General features: G+C 66.1%; 17 protein-coding genes. 15 read left to right on the top strand and 2 right to left on the bottom strand.

The features are described from left to right. Positions 1-28: 28 nt before the first annotated feature. The 9 genes from AS188_RS11620 to AS188_RS16585 all read left to right on the top strand — a co-directional run bounded on the left by AS188_RS11620 (position 29) and on the right by AS188_RS16585 (position 9,395). Positions 29-1,099, top strand: a complete 1,071-nt coding sequence (locus AS188_RS11620; protein ID WP_058858995.1) for an App1 family protein — start codon at positions 29-31, stop codon at positions 1,097-1,099. A 118-nt stretch (positions 1,100-1,217) separates the two neighbouring features. Continuing rightward, positions 1,218-2,738 (top strand): aldehyde dehydrogenase family protein, encoded by a 1,521-nt coding sequence (locus AS188_RS11615; RefSeq protein ID WP_083529425.1) that lies wholly within the window; start codon positions 1,218-1,220, stop codon positions 2,736-2,738. Between the two features lie 346 nt (positions 2,739-3,084). Further along, positions 3,085-3,321: a glutaredoxin-like protein NrdH gene (gene nrdH, locus AS188_RS11610; RefSeq protein WP_058858993.1), complete on the top strand. Its 237-nt coding sequence runs from the start codon at positions 3,085-3,087 to the stop codon at positions 3,319-3,321. A 90-nt stretch (positions 3,322-3,411) separates the two neighbouring features. Further along, the gene (nrdI, locus tag AS188_RS11605) at positions 3,412-3,897 is read left to right on the top strand and encodes a class Ib ribonucleoside-diphosphate reductase assembly flavoprotein NrdI (protein WP_058858992.1); all 486 of its coding nucleotides are present in this window, start codon (positions 3,412-3,414) and stop codon (positions 3,895-3,897) included. Then, positions 3,876-6,053 (top strand): class 1b ribonucleoside-diphosphate reductase subunit alpha, encoded by a 2,178-nt coding sequence (nrdE, locus tag AS188_RS11600; protein ID WP_058858991.1) that lies wholly within the window; start codon positions 3,876-3,878, stop codon positions 6,051-6,053. Before nrdI ends, nrdE begins: the two co-directional genes overlap by 22 nt. 83 nt (positions 6,054-6,136) lie before the next feature. Next, entirely contained in the window at positions 6,137-7,135 is a 999-nt protein-coding gene (gene nrdF / locus AS188_RS11595; protein WP_058858990.1) for a class 1b ribonucleoside-diphosphate reductase subunit beta, read from the top strand. Positions 7,136-7,500: 365 nt separating this feature from the next. Next, entirely contained in the window at positions 7,501-8,769 is a 1,269-nt protein-coding gene (locus AS188_RS11590; protein ID WP_058858989.1) for a tyrosine-type recombinase/integrase, read from the top strand. 82 nt (positions 8,770-8,851) lie between these two features. Then, a complete protein-coding gene (locus AS188_RS16590) occupies positions 8,852-9,058 on the top strand; it encodes a helix-turn-helix domain-containing protein (protein ID WP_169797999.1) in 207 nt (68 codons plus the stop codon). 175 nt (positions 9,059-9,233) lie between these two features. After that, positions 9,234-9,395, top strand: coding sequence for an Lsr2 dimerization domain-containing protein (locus AS188_RS16585; RefSeq protein ID WP_083529424.1), 162 nt, complete (start codon positions 9,234-9,236; stop codon positions 9,393-9,395). Positions 9,396-9,558: 163 nt separating this feature from the next. Here AS188_RS16585 and AS188_RS11585 read toward each other — a convergent pair whose 3' ends face one another. Further along, the gene (locus AS188_RS11585) at positions 9,559-10,740 is read right to left on the bottom strand and encodes an IS701 family transposase (protein ID WP_058858988.1); all 1,182 of its coding nucleotides are present in this window, start codon (positions 10,738-10,740) and stop codon (positions 9,559-9,561) included. A gap of 62 nt (positions 10,741-10,802) precedes the next feature. Beyond that, positions 10,803-11,611, bottom strand: a protein-coding gene (locus tag AS188_RS16580; protein ID WP_371212492.1) for an IS5 family transposase whose coding sequence is annotated in 2 segments (ribosomal slippage) — positions 10,803-11,290 and positions 11,290-11,611 — 810 coding nt in all. Because the reading frame shifts where the segments join, the coding sequence is not laid out codon by codon here. Between the two features lie 22 nt (positions 11,612-11,633). Here AS188_RS16580 and AS188_RS17850 point away from each other — a divergent pair. The 6 genes from AS188_RS17850 (at position 11,634) to AS188_RS17780 (ending at position 17,443) form a co-directional block, all read left to right on the top strand. Beyond that, on the top strand, positions 11,634-11,885 hold the full coding sequence (locus AS188_RS17850; protein WP_083529423.1) for an Lsr2 family DNA-binding protein: 252 nt from the start codon (positions 11,634-11,636) through the stop codon (positions 11,883-11,885). Positions 11,886-12,177: 292 nt separating this feature from the next. Then, positions 12,178-13,335: an IS30 family transposase gene (locus AS188_RS11570; protein WP_058858987.1), complete on the top strand. Its 1,158-nt coding sequence runs from the start codon at positions 12,178-12,180 to the stop codon at positions 13,333-13,335. Between the two features lie 332 nt (positions 13,336-13,667). Next, positions 13,668-14,933 (top strand): beta/alpha barrel domain-containing protein, encoded by a 1,266-nt coding sequence (locus tag AS188_RS11565; protein ID WP_058858986.1) that lies wholly within the window; start codon positions 13,668-13,670, stop codon positions 14,931-14,933. Further along, on the top strand, positions 14,930-15,859 hold the full coding sequence (locus AS188_RS11560) for a ketopantoate reductase family protein (RefSeq protein WP_058858985.1): 930 nt from the start codon (positions 14,930-14,932) through the stop codon (positions 15,857-15,859). The genes AS188_RS11565 and AS188_RS11560 overlap by 4 nt, the downstream gene beginning before the upstream one ends. A 36-nt stretch (positions 15,860-15,895) precedes the next feature. Then, a complete protein-coding gene (locus tag AS188_RS16570) occupies positions 15,896-16,441 on the top strand; it encodes a CGNR zinc finger domain-containing protein (protein WP_083529422.1) in 546 nt (181 codons plus the stop codon). Positions 16,442-16,480: 39 nt separating this feature from the next. After that, positions 16,481-17,443 (top strand): AEC family transporter, encoded by a 963-nt coding sequence (locus AS188_RS17780; RefSeq protein WP_083529421.1) that lies wholly within the window; start codon positions 16,481-16,483, stop codon positions 17,441-17,443. The last annotated feature ends 479 nt before the right edge of the window (positions 17,444-17,922 follow it).

The following is a 17,922-nucleotide window of genomic DNA, read 5'->3' as shown; positions in this document are numbered from 1 at the left end:
CGGGCGGGCGCTGTGGAAGACTGGCGGCATGGCCACGACGACCGACAGCTCGGAGCTCAAGCAGACCGTCGACCAGGTGACCGAGGAGGCCATCAACGTCGGCTACCGGCTCGAGCAGCGGTTCCACCGCTTCCGGCAGCGGCGGGCCGAGGCCCGCGGGGACATCCCGGTCATGGTGGCCTTCGAGGGCTACGGCTCGGAGCACCACGTGCGGGTCCTGGGCCGGGCGCTGCTGAAGTCCCGCGGGCTGATCGAGTCCACGGACGAGAGCGCCGAGTCGATCCGCGGCTGGCGCTCCTTCACCGCGGTGCCCATCGCCTTCGCCCACGTCAACGTCTGGATCGACGACTACGAGTTCCACCTCGTCGCCGACAAGGGCGGGGTCGTCGACGTCGACCTCCAGGTCGGCCTCACCCCCGGGGAGCACACCGTGTGGATGCAGACGGAGGGCTCGGAGGTGGTCGAGGCCCGGGTGTTCGTGGTGGCCGACGACCAGCGGATCGGGATCGTCTCCGACATCGACGACACCGTCATGGTCACCGCCCTGCCCCGGCCGCTGCTGGCCGCGTGGAACTCCTTCGTCCTCAACGAGCACGCCCGCAGCGCGACCCCGGGGATGCCCGTGCTCATGGAGCGGCTGCTGCGCAGCCACCGCGGGGCCCCGTTCCTCTACCTGTCCACGGGGGCGTGGAACGTGGCGCCGACCCTGCGCCGCTTCCTCTCCCGCAACGCCTACCCCTCGGGCGCGCTGCTGCTCACCGACTGGGGCCCCACGACCGACCGCTGGTTCCGGGCCGGGGCGGCGCACAAGGTGCACAACCTGGAGCGCCTGGTGACGAACTTCCCCGAGGTCCGCTGGATCCTCGTCGGCGACGACGGCCAGCACGACCCCGAGATCTACAGCGGCTTCGCCCAGCGCTACCCGGAGCACGTCGCGGCCATCGTCATCCGCAACCTCTCGCCGACGGAGGCGGTCCTCGCCGGGCACCCCCTCGTCGCGGAGGAGCGGCGGGTGCGCATCCCCGAGGGCGTCCTGTGGATCCAGGCCAACGACGGCGCCTCCCTGTCCCGGCAGCTCGCGGAGCACGGGCTGCTCTGAGCCAGGGCTGCTCCGGGCCCGGGCGGCGCGACGCGCGGTCCGGTCGCGGACGTGCAGACGGGCTCCGCCCCGACCGCTCCGCCGCCCCGGCGTCCGAGGGGCGCTCTACCCTGGGGGAATGACCGCCGCGCACCCCGCACCCGCCGCCCCGCCCGCACCGTCCGCCCCGGCTCCCTCCGGTGCGGAGGCCGCGCCCTCCGGGGCCCGGACGCCCGGAGCGGTGCAGGAGCTCGCGCCCGCGGAGGCCGCCGCGGTCGACGCCGCCGTGGCCCGCGCCCGGGCGGCGTTCGTGCCCGACCTCGGGCTCGAGGCGCGCCTGGACCGCCTGGACCGTCTCGAGACCCTCGTGCGGGAGCACCGCGAGGAGCTCGAGGAGGCGCTCGCCGCGGACCTCGGCAAGCCGCGCCAGGAGGCCTGGCTCACCGAGCTGGCCTTCACCCTCGAGGAGGTCGCCGGCCTGCGCCGGGGGCTGCCGCGCTGGACCGCGCCCGAGCGCACCCGGGTCCCGCTGAGCCTGGCCCCGGCCCGGGCCCGGACGGAGCGCCAGGCCCTCGGCACCGTGCTGGTGATCGCGCCGTGGAACTACCCGGTCCAGCTGGTCCTGGGGCCGCTGGCGGGAGCACTGGCCGCCGGCAACACCGTCGTCGTCAAGCCCTCCGAGGTCACCCCGTCCGTCGCCCGGGTGCTGGCCCGCCTGCTCGAGCAGCACCTGGGGGACTGCACGAGCGTGGTCGAGGGTGGTGTGCCCGAGACCACCCGGCTGCTCGAGCACCGCTTCGACCACGTCTTCTACACGGGCAACGCACGGGTCGCACGAGTGGTCGCGGCCGCCGCCGCCCGGCACCTGACCCCCGTGACCCTCGAGCTGGGCGGGAAGTCCCCGGCGTGGGTGGACGCCACGACCGACCTGCGCACCGCGGCCCGCCGGATCGTGTGGGGGAAGTACCTCAACGCCGGCCAGACGTGCGTGGCACCCGACCACGTCCTGGGCACCCCCGAGGCCCTGGCGGCGCTCGAGCCGGAGCTCGTGCGGGCCGTCCGGCAGTTCCACGGGGAGGACCCGCGCCGCAGCGGCTCCTACGGGCGCATCGTCACCGAGCGCCACCTCGAGCGGCTGACCCGCCTGCTGGGACAGGTCCCGGCGGAGGACGTGGTGTGCGGAGGGCAGGCCGAGCCCGCGGAGCGCTACCTGGCACCCACGGTCGTGCGCTCGGCCCCGGACGGGCCGTTCATGGCCGAGGAGATCTTCGGGCCGGTGCTGCCGCTGGTGCCGGTGGACTCCGCGGAGGCGGCCGTCGGGCTGATCACGGCGGGGGAGAAGCCGCTGGCCCTCTACGTCTTCAGCGAGGACCCCGCGGTGAGGGAGCTCTTCGCCCGCCGCACGTCCTCGGGCGGGCTGTCCTACAACGCCCCGCTGCTGCACCTGTCCCACCCCGGGCTGCCCTTCGGCGGCGTCGGGGCCTCGGGCACGGGGGCCTACCACGGGAGGCACTCCTTCGAGACGTTCTCCCACCGCCGCGCGGTCCTGGACAAGCCGCAGGCCCCCGACACCCTGCGGGTCGTCTACCCGCCCTACCGGGGGCTGCGGGCCCGGCTCGCGGCGGCCGCGATCGGGCGCCGCCGCGCCCGCCGCGGCTGAGCCGTCCGGGCCCGGAGGAGGCCGACACGCCGTGGCCGAAACTTAATTTCCTCCACCGCCGGAGGCCCTCCCCGGACGCACAGGCTGTGCATATCGGGGCGGTCCCCGCGGATTCCCGCGCGAGTCGGGGAGGGCCTCCTGTGGACGACGCAGGGGCCTCCTGGGGACATCTCGGGGGAGCCTGTGGAGAACCTCGAACACTGCATCTAGGGGCAACTTCCCCTTCCGGGCACTAGATGTAGTATGAAAGCCAGTCCTCCGGAGAGACCCCTTCCCCCGCCGCAGCGCCCGGGAACCGAGGGTCCTCCGCCCGAAGAACGCCCGTCCGACCCAAGGGGAAACCGCGATGTCCGTGACCGTGTACAGCAAGCCGTCCTGCGTCCAGTGCAATGCCACCTACCGCGCCCTGACCAAGAAGGGCATCGAGTACACGGTCGTCGACGTCACCGAGGACGAGGCCGCCCTGGCCCACGTGCTCGCCCTGGGCTACCAGCAGGTCCCCGTGGTGGAGACCCCCCAGGAGCACTGGTCGGGCTACCGTCCGGACAAGATCACCTCCCTGGCGATGCTGCTGTCGGCCTGAGGCCGGCGCGCCGCCCGCTTCCCCGCGGCGCCCCGGTCCGGGTGCACAGCAGCACCACCGACCACCGACCCCCCTGGGAGCGCGGAAGCAATGAGCACCACCACCCCCGGCGCACCGGCCGGGACCGCCCGGCAGGACCCCGGTCCGCCGGAGCAGGACGGCCCGCTGGTCGTCTACTTCTCCTCGGTCTCCGAGAACACCCACCGCTTCGTCACGAAGCTCGGCTGCCGCGCCGTGCGCCTGCCCCTGCACACCGGGGACGAGCCGCCCGTCGTGGACGAGCCCTACGTGCTGGTCGCCCCCACCTACGGGCGGCCCAACGGCTCCGGCGCCGTCCCGCCGCAGGTCGTGCGGTTCCTCAACCGTGAGGTCAACCGCCGCCACCTGCTGGGCGTGATCGGGGCCGGCAACACCAACTTCGGCGATCACTTCTGCCTGGCAGCGGACAAGATCGCCGCCAAGTGCGACGTCCCGGTCCTCTACCGCTTCGAGCTCATGGGGACCGAGGAGGACGTCCGCAACGTCACTCGAGGAATGGAACAGTTTTGGCGACAATGCATGCAGCTCCGGGCCTGAGCGTGGAGCCCGGCCACGAGGACGAGCGCGTCCCGGAGAAGTACCGGGGCCTCGGCTACCACGAGCTCAACGCGCTGCTGAACCTCTACGACGCCGACGGGAGGATCCAGTTCGACGCCGACCGGCAGGCCGCGCGGCAGTACTTCCTGCAGCACGTGAACAACAACACCGTCTTCTTCCACGACCTGGAGGAGAAGCTCGACTACCTGGTCTCGCACCACTACTACGAGGCCGAGGTCCTGGACAAGTACAGCCGGGACTTCGTCAAGGAGCTGTCCAAGCGGGCCTACGCGAAGAAGTTCCGCTTCGAGACCTTCCTGGGCGCGTTCAAGTTCTACACCTCCTACACGCTCAAGACCTTCGACGGCCAGCGCTACCTGGAGCGCTTCGAGGACCGCGTGGTCATGGTCTCCCTCTACCTGGCCGACGGCGACGAGACCCTCGCGACCCGCCTGGTCGACGAGATCATCTCCGGGCGGTTCCAGCCGGCGACCCCGACGTTCCTCAACGCGGGCAAGAAGCAGCGCGGCGAGCTCGTCTCCTGCTTCCTGCTGCGCATCGAGGACAACATGGAGTCCATCGGCCGCTCCATCAACTCCGCGCTGCAGCTGTCCAAGCGCGGTGGCGGCGTGGCGTTCGCGCTGACGAACATCCGCGAGGCGGGCGCGCCGATCAAGAAGATCGAGAACCAGTCCTCGGGCGTCATCCCCATCATGAAGCTGCTGGAGGACTCCTTCTCCTACGCCAACCAGCTCGGCGCCCGCCAGGGGGCCGGGGCGGTGTACCTGCACGCCCACCACCCGGACATCTACAGCTTCCTGGACACCAAGCGCGAGAACGCGGACGAGAAGATCCGCATCAAGACCCTCTCGCTGGGTGTGGTCATCCCGGACATCACGTTCGAGCTGGCCAAGAAGAACCAGGACATGTACCTGTTCTCCCCGTACGACGTCGAGCGTGTCTACGGCGTCCCCTTCTCCGACGTGAACGTCACGGAGAAGTACTACGAGATGGTCGCCGACGCGCGGATCACCAAGAAGAAGATCAACGCCCGCGAGTTCTTCCAGACCATCGCCGAGGTGCAGTTCGAGTCCGGGTACCCGTACGTGATGTTCGAGGACACCGTGAACCGGGCCAACCCGATCGACGGCAAGATCATCATGTCCAACCTGTGCTCCGAGATCCTCCAGGTCTCCCAGCCCTCCGCCTACGACGAGGACCTCGGCTACGCGGAGGTGGGCAAGGACATCTCCTGCAACCTGGGCTCGCTCAACATCGCCCTGACCATGCAGTCCCCGGACTTCGGGAGCTCCATCGAGACGGCCATCCGCGGCCTGACCGCGGTCTCGGACATGTCCGACATCACCTCGGTGCCCTCGATCCAGCGCGGCAACCGGATGTCCCACGCCGTGGGCCTGGGGCAGATGAACCTGCACGGCTACCTCGCCAAGGAGCACATCCACTACGGCTCCGAGGAGGGGGTGGACTTCACGAACATCTACTTCTACACGGTCACCTACCACGCCGTCCGGGCCTCGAACGAGATCGCCAAGGAGCGCAAGGAGACCTTCGACGGCTTCGAGCGCTCGAAGTACGCGTCGGGGGAGTACTTCGAGAAGTACACCCGGCAGGAGTGGGCCCCGGCCACCGAGCGGGTCCGGCAGCTGTTCGCGGACGCCGGCGTGCACATCCCCACCCGTGAGGACTGGGAGCGGCTGAAGGCCTCGGTCATGGCGCACGGGATGTACAACCAGAACCTGCAGGCCGTGCCGCCGACCGGGTCGATCTCCTACATCAACAACTCCACCTCCTCGATCCACCCGATCGCCTCGAAGATCGAGATCCGCAAGGAGGGCAAGCTCGGGCGCGTGTACTACCCGGCACCCTTCATGGACAACGAGAACCTGGAGTACTTCCAGGACGCGTACGAGATCGGCTACGAGAAGATCATCGACACCTATGCGGCGGCCACCCAGCACGTGGACCAGGGCCTGTCCCTGACCCTGTTCTTCAAGGACACCGCCACGACCCGCGAGATCAACAAGGCGCAGATCTACGCCTGGCGCAAGGGCATCAAGACGATGTACTACTCCCGGATCCGCCAGCTGGCGCTGGAGGGCACCGAGGTCGAGGGCTGCGTGTCCTGCATGCTCTGACCGGTCCCCGGCACCACCACGAACTCCCCGGGTGCGCCCGCAGGGCGCACCCGGGGCCCCACCCCAGCGAGGAAGAGACCGACATGACGATGGAGAAGAGCGAGACCTTCGAGAAGGTCGACCTGCTCCACCACCAGGCGCAGGCCATCAACTGGAACCGGATCGAGGACCCCAAGGACGACGAGGTCTGGGACCGGCTCACCGCCAACTTCTGGCTGCCCGAGAAGGTGCCGATCTCCAACGACGTCCCGTCCTGGAAGACGCTGACGGAGGAGGAGAAGCAGCTGACGATGCGGGTCTTCACGGGCCTGACGCTGCTCGACACCATCCAGGCGACCGTCGGGGCCGTCTCGCTCATCCCGGACGCGACGACCCTGCACGAGGAGGCGGTGCTCACGAACATCGCCTTCATGGAGTCGGTGCACGCGAAGTCCTACTCCTCGATCTTCTCGACGCTGTGCTCAATGAAGGAGATCGACGAGGTCTTCCGGTGGTCGCGGGAGAACCCGTACCTGCAGAAGAAGGCCGAGATCATCGTCAAGTACTACAAGGGCGACGATCCGCTGAAGAAGAAGGTGGCCTCGACGCTGCTCGAGTCCTTCCTCTTCTACTCCGGCTTCTACCTGCCGATGTACTGGTCCTCGCGGGCGAAGCTGACGAACACGGCCGACCTGATCCGCCTCATCATCCGCGACGAGGCCGTGCACGGGTACTACATCGGCTACAAGTTCCAGCGCGCCCTGGCCCTGGAGACCCCGGAGCGCCAGGAGGAGCTGAAGTTCTACACGTACGAGCTCCTCGAGGAGCTCTACGAGAACGAGGTCCGCTACACGGAGTCGCTCTACGACGGCGTCGGGTGGACCGAGGACGTCAAGAAGTTCCTGCACTACAACGCCAACAAGGCCCTGAACAACCTGGGCTTCGAGGCGCTGTTCCCGAAGGAGATGACCGACGTCTCGCCGGCCATCCTCTCGGCGCTGTCCCCGAACGCCGACGAGAACCACGACTTCTTCTCCGGCTCGGGCTCCTCCTACGTGATCGGCAAGGCCGTGAACACGGAGGACGAGGACTGGGACTTCTAAGACCCCAGAGCTTGCTCGAGGCCCGAAAGGGCTGACGGGAGGCCCGGACCTGCAGGTTTCTGCAGGTCCGGGCCTCTTTTCGTGCCTCCATCCGAAGGACAGAGGAGAGCACAGATGAACATCAGTATCCGTTCGGTATGGCACGGGGGTGGCACGAGCGCACCTTCCAGCCAAGCGCGGGGTGGCTCGAAGCCCGAAATTTGGGGGCTGCGTGCCACCAGCTGCGTGCCACAGCGTGCCATTGGGCTCGCGTCGAGGTCCGTAAAAGGCCAGGTGAGAGGCCGGTTTGAAGGGACTGCGCGACCTAGTGGCACGGAGTGGCACGACGGTCCGCGTGAGTCCATTCGCGGCACCTGGAGGGCACGATGAGCACCACGAAGAAGCGTGAGACGGCGCCGAAGCGCGAGACCTGGGGGAGCCTTCGGAAGCTCCCGTCAGGACGGTGGCAGGCGCGCTACCCGGCCCCAGACGGGCAGATGCACTCGGCCCGCACGGAGGACGACAAGCCGTTGACGTTCCTCACCAAGACCGACGCTCGCACGTGGCTCGCCAGCGTGCACACGAAGATCGCGCAGGGAGAATGGGAGCCACCCTCGGTCGTCGCGGCTCGGCGTCGAGCGGAAGCGGAAGCCGAGGAAGCGAGGTCGATCGGTTTCACCGAGTACGCCGAGCGCTGGATCGAATTCATTCGCCTCGAACCGACACGCGGGGGAAAGAAGCGGGCGATCGCCACGGTGCGTTCCTACAAGAGCAAGGTCACCGGATACCTGATTCCCGAGTTCGGCGACACGGAGATCCGACACATTGACCTGGCTCGCATTCGGGTCATGACCCATCGTCTGGATCAGATTCCGGCGCCGCTGAATCCGAAGTCGAAGTTCAACGGCATCACCCGTCCGGTGCTGATCGTGCTCATGATGATCCTGCGACAGGCAGCTCGAGACGGGATTATTCCGGCGGCACCTCCCATTTCGATCCCCAAGCAGGAATCGGTACGGCATGATCACGATCATGATCCAGAGGATGACGTTGCAAGTCCGGAACAGGTCGAAGCCCTCTACGAGGCGACGCCGGATCTGTACTCGATCATGGTCCTGCTTGCCGCTTGGTGCCAGCTGCGCCGTGGCGAGTGCCTCGGACTGCAGCGCCGGGACATCCAGTGGCATGACGACGGAACCGCCACTCTGCATGTGCGCCGGCAGTTCAACGCGAACACGGGCGCTATGTCGGATCCGAAGAGCGAGGCTGGCAAGCGAGCCTTGAGCGTTCCGCGGATCATGGTGGAGCGTCTCAAGGAACATCTGCGAGACAACGTCGCGCCCGAAGCGAAGGTTCCAGTCGTTCCTACCAACGTCCGCGGCAGCGTGCCGCTGTCACACACCAAGTGGGGGCATCTCTGGGGTGACGCCCGCGATACGGCCAAGAGCGTGCCGCCGGGATTCCGGTTCCATGACCTTCGGCACACCGGCCTGACCCTCTTTGCACAAGAGGGTGCGACGCTGGCTGAGTTGATGCGCCGAGGCGGCCATGCTGACATGCGGGTCGTGCTCCGCTACCAGCATTCCACGATGACTCGTGACCGGGAGCTGGCCAATCGGATGAGTGACCGCGTCGATGCTCAGCTTGCCGCCTAGAAGAGCGAGTCAGCAGAGTCCTCCCCGGACACCGATGGACACCTGTGAAGGGAGGGGAACTCGCTAGCTGAAAGGACAAGTGATGGACATTCGCAGTCGATCAGAATCGTCGAGACCCGACTTGGTGTCGTTGACGGAAGCGGCAGACCAGTTTGGCGTCTCGGTCAAGACGCTGCGGCGCAGAATCGCAGACGGAACCATCCATGGTTATCGGGTCGGACGCCTGATCCGTGTTGACCTGGACGAGCTGCATGACCGCCTACTCGTCGAGATCCCGTCGGTGAGATGAGAAAGGCAAGTGAGGGGGCGGGGCGTCTGGGCCCGCCCCCTCACTCGTGCGGCGGGTCGCAAAGTCTCGGATTCGGAACCACACGAGTTCCATCCCATCCAGTTCAGACCAGAGAGCCAGTCTCAATGAGGAGGCGCCGCGATGGCCGGGATCGCCGGGAGCATAGACTCCTCCCATGAGTAGGAAGACCATCGAACTACTCGTGGACGATCTCGACGGCACGGTGCCCGAACCCGGCGAGGGGACGACAGTCACATTCGGGCTCGACAAGCGGATCTATGAGATTGACCTCTCCAGCAGTCACGCTCAAAAGCTACACGACGCACTGCCCCCTTAGTACTACAGTCGCACTTGTGAGGCATGGCCGTGCGCTCTGTAGTGGTGTTCTTTGGCGCGATGCTGGTGTTTGCGGCGCCAGCGGGAACGGTTCAGGACGATCTGTGGTTCTGGTGGTGCGGCCCAGATCAGCAGGACGAGCAGGTGCCGGATTTCGGGCAGGCTCAAGGCGATGAGCTGGCTGTCTCCGCCGGGGTGGCCCCCCTTTTTGCCGCTGCCCGGGCGCGGGTGACGGTGAGGAAAACGTGGGCGAGCATCGCCAAGGTGATGTGGCGGTACCACCCGGTGTACTGGCGCACCTGGTACTGGTCGAGTCCGGTTTGGCCCTTGGCGGTCTGGAAGGTCTCCTCGATGGCCCACCGGGTTCCGGCGATCCGGGCCAGTTCGGCCAGGCTCACCCTGGGCGGGGCGAAGCACAGGTAGTAGGCGAGCTCGGTGGGATCCGTGAGAGACCGGCGGGCCAGCAGCCAGTACTCACCGACCGGGTCGAGCATCCCGTTGACCCGCACCCGGGCCCATCCGTAGCGGCGGGGCCCTTTGGCGCCGTCCCCGGCCGCGCGCACCCGCCAAGTCTGGGCCGGCAAGGACGCGATCAGCTCCCTGGCCCGCACCTGGTGGAAGGCCAGGGGCCCGGCCTTCGGCCACACGGCCTGGCTGGCCGGCACGCCCAGCACGTAGTGCAGCCCGGTCTCCTCCACGGCCCGGCGGAAGGCCCAGGCCTGGCCGTAGACGGTATCGGCGGTCACCCATGCGGCCGGTACATGGGCGGCCACCGCCCGTTCCAGCATGGTCGCGGCCAGTTCCGGCTTCGTGGCGAAGCCCCGTTCCTCCGGGATGCCCGCGGCAGCGCAACGGTCGGAGTCCTCGGTCCAGGCCCTGGGCAGATACAACTCCCGGTCCAGGAACGTCCGCCCGGACTGGGTGGCGTAGGTGAGGAACACCCCGACCTGGCAGTTCTCCGTCCGCCCTGCCGTGCCCGAGTACTGCCGGGCGACCCCGGCCGAGCGGGTTCCTTTCTTGAGGAACCCTGTTTCGTCCACCACCAGCACCCCGTCCGAGTCCCCGAGATAGGACACCACGTAGGCGCGCAGGTCATCGCGCAGCGCGTCCGGGTCCCAGTCCGTGGTCGAGAGCAACCGCTGCATCGCATCCGGGGTGGCGTGGCCGGCCTGCTCCGAGATCGTCCACGAGTTCTTCCGCTCCGCACCTGAGAGCAACCCCTGCAGGTAGGCCATCGCGTTGGCCCGCGGCTCCGCCCTCGCGAACCGCCCACCGATCAGCTCCGCGACTTCCTCCAGACCCTCGGCCCACTGCCGAACCTCGGCCACCGCCACGTCCTCGCTCATCACACCATGATGAGCCGGGCCACAACCCCTTCACAAGCGCGACTGTAGTATTAGACCTGGTCTCATAACTCTTCTACCTGACGCAGTCGGCGGAAGTTGATGAGCGTGACGGCGAGCAAGAGCAGCGGGAGCAGCGTGGCTGCAGTGCGGTCGTAACGGATCCCGAGACGCTTGAACCGCAGGACCCAGGAGATGGTGCGCTCCACGACCCAGCGGTGCCGGCCCAGGTGGGTCTTGGCCTCGATTCCGCGCCGGGCGATCCGGACCTTGATGCCTCGCCGGTGCAGGTAGCGGCGGCACCTCGGGTAGTCGTAGCCCTTGTCCGCGTGCAGCTTCTCCGGCCGGCGGCGGGGCCGCCCCGGACGCCTTCGCCGGCCACGCACACTCGGGTTGGTCTCCAGCAACGGCTCGAAGAGTTTGCTGTCGTGGACGTTTGCGGCTGAGGCCAGCACATGCAGGGGCAGCCCGGCCGCGTCGGTGAGCAGGTGGTACTTCGTCCCCGGTTTCCCGCGGTCGGTGGGGTTCGGGCCGGTCAGCTCGCCCCCCTTTTGGCACGTACGGACACCGCGTCGATACTGGCCCGCGACCAGTCGAGGATCTCCTGCTCGGAGAGCTCCTCGAGCACTGCCCGGTGCAGCTTCTCCCACACCCCGGCCCCCTGCCACTGCCTGAGCCGGCGCCAGGCGGTGTGCCCGGACCCGCAGCCCAGGGCCGGGGGCAGGTCCCGCCAACGGCACCCGGTGTGCAGCACGAACAGGATCCCCTCCAGTGCCGCCCGGTCCTCGATCCGGGGTCGCCCCCCGGGCCCTCGAGGTGGTGGCTGGGGTGGGATCAGCGGGGCGATCAGCTCCCACAGACGGTCATCGACCATCCACGACTGCGTCCTCGTCGTCATGCAGGCACTGTGGACCGTTCCCAGGCAGGTGGGCAACGACCGATCAGGTTTTGAGACCAGGTCTTACTTGCGCGTGGCGCGATCTGTGAAGGGTCAAGCGTCCTCGCGTGCACGTAGCGCGGACACGCGACAGCGCAGCGGTTACAAGCTCAGCGAAATTCGCCGGTGGGCTCAAGAGAACGGGCACGACGTTCCTGCCCGCGGAAGGGTCCCCAACGCCGCCATCGACGCCTACAACGTCGCACACTGAGCCGGACGACCTCGCCGAGAGGGTACGAGCACGATCCAGCGTCGGCACGCCTATCGCGATGCCGTCCCAACCAGATGGCGCAGCTCAATTGGCCGAGCAGGTCACGACGCCGCGGGATCCTTCTGTGGACTCGTCGCGGCGGGGTTTGACTCGTCTCCGTCTGAGACCTCAGTAGTGGCTTGTGCTGCACGTTGACATTGCACGCGTTCGACGCCGCGTGCATGGCGGATTCAAGCGGTCAGTGCAACGAGTCCTGTGAGATGAGGCAGTCACTGATCACAGGAGGATCCGGATGCAGGGCAGGCACGGTCATCTCAGCCGGGAGCAGAAGCAGCTCGCGCTCAGGCTGCACGGGAAGGGCTGGCGGCTGGTTGATATCGCGAAGGAGATCGGCTGCAGCGCGCCGCTGGGCGGCATCATGGCCCGCACCGGCAGGCACCTTGACGCCAGGCCGTTTGGGTGGGAGCCACGTCAGGGCTGTCTGACGATCGATGAGCGCGAGCAGATCCTGCTCGGGATCAATCGCGGCGATACCTTCACCGCGATCGCCGGGCAGCTGGGGCGTGCGGTGTCGACCGTCAGCCGTGAGGTGAAGCGCGGTGGGGGTCGCTGCGGCTACTCGGCGTGGCGTGGTCATGAACGTGCCCGCGATAAGGCGCGTCGACCGAAGCCGTTCAAGCTTGCGTCGGGCCGGCTGCTCGAGGAGGTCGCCAGCCGGCTGGAGCAACTGTGGTCACCTGAGGAGATCGCAGCGCGGCTGCGGTTGGATCACGCCGACGACCCGGAGATGCGCGTGAGCCACGAGACGATCTACCAGTCGCTGTTCGTGCAGGGCCGAGGCGAACTGCGCCGTGAGCTGGCGCGGTGCCTGCGGTCCGGAAGAGCGGCCCGCAAGCCCCGCGGAACCACGGACGGTCGCGGCCGCATCCCCGGCATGATCATGCTCAGCGAGCGCCCCGCAGAAGCCGACGACCGCGCCGTGCCAGGCCACTGGGAAGGAGATCTCATCCTCGGCGAGGGCAGCCACAGCGCCATCGGCACGCTCGTTGAGCGCTCGACGCGAATGACACTGCTGCTGCACCTGCCCGACGGCAAGAGCGCCGAGCAGGTCGAGGCCGCGATGCGCGCCGCAATCAGCAAGCTGCCGTCCTCGTTGATTCGAACGATCACCTGGGACCAAGGCGCGGAGATGTCCAAGCACGCCGCGTTCACCATCGCCACAGGAATCCCGATCTACTTCTGCGATCCCCACTCGCCCTGGCAGCGGGGGAGCAACGAGAACACCAACGGCCTGCTGCGCCAGTACCTGCCCAAAGGCACCGACCTGAGCGTCGTCAGCCGCGAGGAGTTGGACGCGATCCAGGACAGCCTCAACGGACGCCCCCGCAAGACGCTGGGCTATCTGACACCATCAGAGAAGCTCGCAGAGTTCCTTGCGCCCACCGCTTGAATGCGCCCGTCTGAAAACTCGTGAGAGTTCAGTCTGCCCCGCACCGAAGCGGGGATCGACACCTACAAGAGATCAAATGTCGTCATTATACGTAATACATAAGGACCGACACAGCAATACTCGTCCTAGCACTGCGTGTTAGCACCACGGCCGCCGAACCCGCGTCGTCCCGCTACGAACGGTGCATGCAAGCGCTAGGCACCGACTGCTCACGTGCAAGCCAGGTGGCCCTGGACGAACTCGCGACACGAACGCGAGCAGGGCTTGACTCTAGGTAACGCTCATATGGCAGTATGTGCGTTACATCACTCCACCGGCAGTAAGGGCAGACCATGCTTACGTTCCCCAAGGGACACACTCCTCGCTACAGCGACTTCTCGATCCAGGCCATCTCTGACGAGACCATCCGCGAAGGAGGAGAGCGGGCACTATACGGAGCTTCAGACACCGACAAGATCCGCCTCGTCGAGAAGCTCTCCCAGGCGGGAATCAAGGACATCGACGTCGGCTCCGGCATGCACGAGGCAGAGTTCCTCCGCAAACTCCTCCTCACCCAGGAATCCTTCGACTCCATCACTGACGACACTACGTTCTCCTTCAACCTCACCCTCAAGACGTGGGAGCCGCTCGTTGAGCGTCTGGAGAAGGACGTTCCGCGCGCGCTCCTGGAGCGCATCTACGTCAGTATCGGGATGATCGAGATCGGTTCAGACCGCCACCTTTTCGAGCACGTAGCCGAAAGGCTCCGGAAAATCGGAGTCGGTCGCCTCCGCTCCAGCCTCCTCAACGCCTTCTCGACGGAAATCGACGAAGACAAGTACGCCCACCTCATGTCCCAGATCGAACGAGCGCGCAACATCGGAATCGATCTCATCCGAATCAATGACTCAGTCGGCACGCTCTATCCGGACTCCACGGCCGTCCTTGCAGCCAACCTGGTCCATGACAACCCGGACACGACCTTCTACCTCCACGGCCACAACGATCGCGGGCTCGGAACGGCCAACTCGCTGGTGAGCGTGCTGCACGGTTTCCAGATCATCGAAGGTGGTGTTGCAGGAGTCGGCAACCGGGCCGGGCTCGCCGAACTGGAGTCGATCACGCGTTGCTTTGAAGAGAACAATATTCGTGTCGACTCAGGCCCCGTTGATGTGGACCGAGTTATCGATGCCGCGAGATTCTCCGAACAGATCTATCTGACCGTGCCCACTCCGTACCGACCTGTCAGCGGGTTCCTGGTCACGAACGAGAACGCCGGAATCGTGAATGTTCCCGACTACCTTGGCGTCTCCCGGACCGTCGATTACTTCCTCAACCGCATCGGACTCTTCCCCACGTACCTGCGGCAGATCCTCGTTGAGGGCGGCCTCAACGAAGACGCACTGAACCCCGCGGTCATCGAGGAGGTCTACAACAAGCTGCAGGAACGCTTCGATCGGCAGTACACGTCCAAGCTCGCCGAATACGAGCGTCTGGTCGCCCAGATCCGCGCCTTCCACGATGACATCGTAAGGCTCCCTGAGGTCATCGAGACCGCCAAGCAAGTGCTGCAGGAGCAGCCCGTCACGGCCCCCGAACTCGTGGAGGCGCACCGATGAGTATCCTCGTCTACGGCGCCGGCGGACTCGGCCTGTACTTCTCCGCACGATTGGCTCAGGCCGGCCAGGAGGTCATCCTCAAGGCACGGAGCGACGCTGCCCTGCGGGGCAAGAACGAGCCGGTGAGCATCACCGGTGACGGCGCGACCGAAGAAGTGCACGGCATCCGTGTCGTCGACTCACTCGACGGAATCCAGGCCGACGCGGCGATTATCACCACCAAGGCCTGGCAAGTCGAAGATGCCGCTCGTGACATGAGCGCAGTGCTCCCGCCCGACGCACCCGTTCTGACGACCCAGAACGGAATCGATGCGCCGACCCGGGCCACCACGTTCTTGAGCAATGACCAGGTCTTCGCGAGCACTGTAGTCGTTATCGCAGAACGCACAGGCCCCCTCGAAGTCCGGACCATCGGACCGGAGGCCTCCTTGACCGTGGGAAGTCCGGCCAACCAGCCAGCTTCACGGGCGAGCGAGCTCATCAGTGCCTTGACCGCGGCCGGGGTTTCCACGACATGGACTGACGATATCGCCGCAGCGCTGTGGAAGAAGCTCGCCCTGATCTGCTCCTACGGAGGAATCGGGGCGGCCCTCGATGCAAACGTGGGACAGACACGAGAGGACACCCGTGCACGAGGACTTGTCACCACAGCCATGTCCGAGGTCTTCTCCGTCGCCGACGCTGAAGGAGTCACCCTCACCGAGTCCGACTTCTCCGATGACATGAACATCTACCTCAAGGGATTCTCTGCACAGACCACCTCGTCCATGCATCGCGACCTCCTGGCAGGCCGTCCGTCCGAGCTCGAGGACCAGGTCGGCGCCGTCGTCCACCGGGCGCAACGTGCGGGAGTGGCCACACCCGTGCTGGACCTCGTCTATGCGTCGATGGCTCCCCGTGAAGCGCAGGCTCGGAGAAACCCATGAGGCCTACTCGCAGCCTGGCCGTCTATCCTGGACGATATGCCACTGCTTGTCCCGCAGCTTCCCATCCAGCTCGTGGTCGAACTCATCAACGAGTGGGCGACCCCGCCACAAGAGGTCTCGACGCGCCCTTGGAACGGATACCCTGGACCGGACTCCGCTCCACGCCGGAAGCTGATGGACATCTGGCCGTCGAGCATCACCGAGCCCGACGATCGCTCAATCGCCCATGCCTGCGACGATGTCTATCCCATCTTCACAGCGCCATGGCCCAATGCGACGGCCAACCATCTCAACAACGCCATCGTCGGCGCCAGGCTCTCACCTCGAGTAGATGCAGGCGACGATTCCGTGCATTTGCATTGGTCGATCGAGCATCCCGAGCGGCTTATGTCGGCGATGCTCGTCGCGTCGTTGCTTGGCCACGTCAACCAAGCGCCGCAGGATCGATTCGGAACGTGCGAGTCGACCACCTGCGCCGACGTGTTGGTCGATCAGTCGCCGACACATACCAAGCACTTCTGCTCTCCTCGGTGTCAGACTCGCGAGCGAGTTCGTGCTCACCGATCGCGCGGGGCCGACTAGGCGTCTCTCGAGACGCCGGTCAGCCTTGTTCGAAAGGGCATGATGCTTGAGGCGCTAGGAGCAATCGGGCCCTTATTTGCTGTCCTTGCGATCGGCGGGATAGCGAGTCTTATGCCCAAGATGCGGGCGGCAGAGTCATCCCTGACTGCTTTCGTTCTCTATTTCGCGTTGCCAGCGTTTCTGTTCGACGCAGTAGCCACGGCCCCCGTCAGCGAGGGCGTCCCCTGGTCGTTCGCTCTTATCGCTTTCGGAGTAACGGCTCTCGTGTCAGTCTTGACCTGGACCGCTGGTCGCTTCTCGGGAAAACGTACCCGGCCGCTCGCTGCGCCGCTGGCCCTAGCAGCGAGCTACGGAAACGTCGGGTACCTGGGAGTGCCCATCGCCTTGAGCATCTTAGGGCCTGAAGCCGGTCTAGCGGCCGCAATGGGACAGCTGATCCACAATCTCATGTTCATGCTTGGCTATCCGGCAGTACGAGCTCTCTCGTCGGGCGGTTCCAGGGAGTCGCCCGTATCCAGGCAAATGTGGATCGCCGTCAAAAAGGCGCTCTTGACTAACCCGATCACTCTAAGCGTCGCGGCAGGTATCGTTGTTGCTCTCGTGGATGTGCCTCTACCGTCGCCCGTTTCCGACACCCTGGGTCTTTTTGGGCAAACAGCGGTTCCGTTAGCGATGTTCGCGGTCGGACTGACTCTGCCCGCTGCTGTAAAGGGGCTCAGAGACGGTTCGGTTCCAGGATTTCTTCTGATCCTTGGGACCATCATCAAGATGGTCCTTCTGCCAATTCTCACCGTCGTCATCGTGGCGCTGCTTGCCCCCTCTTTAGGGTCGCTCTGGTCGGGCACACTCGTCCTGATGGCAGCGATGCCAACGTCTGCGACCGCGTATGTCTTGTCCCAACAGGAAGACGCCGATCCACGGATCGTGTCCAGCATGATCGCGGTCTCTTCCATAGTGGGCGTGGCGACCATCCCGCTCGCGCTTTCGTGGTTCGTGCTCTAGAGAATCATCGGGATGTATCAACCCATATATCCGTCGTCTCCTACGTGAAGCGGCGCTCATGCCTTAGCAATACGATGCCTCTACACCGACGCAATGGTCCCGATGCCCCCTCGCTCGATCGCGAAACAGCTTGCACTGTCTGGACCTGCGAACGGCGACCTTCCGCTTCGCCATGTTTCTGCCGGAACTCTTACGCTGCGAGCCCGACTTCGATAGGCTTGAGGCACCAATCACGGATACCCCCTGGATCCTGACTCGGCTCATCGAGGAATAGGACGTGCGGCTGGGTACTGAGACCCGAAGACGCTGCTGATCGCGAAGCCACACATCTAACGTGCGGGACTGCTGCACGGATAGGTGTCAGGGTCACCTGTCCATGCAGCAGTCCCAGATGTCACCTACTCGTGCAGCAGCCCCTGGCACGTAGAGGGCACGAGTCCGACCTAGCCACTGAAAACCGCAAGATTCCGGGGGACCTG

The sequence above is a fragment of the Kocuria flava genome (assembly GCF_001482365.1).
Taxonomy (GTDB): Bacteria; Actinomycetota; Actinomycetes; order Actinomycetales; family Micrococcaceae; genus Kocuria; species Kocuria flava.
Note: the sequence above shows the minus strand (reverse complement) of the source record. Positions and strands in the feature narration are given on the sequence as shown.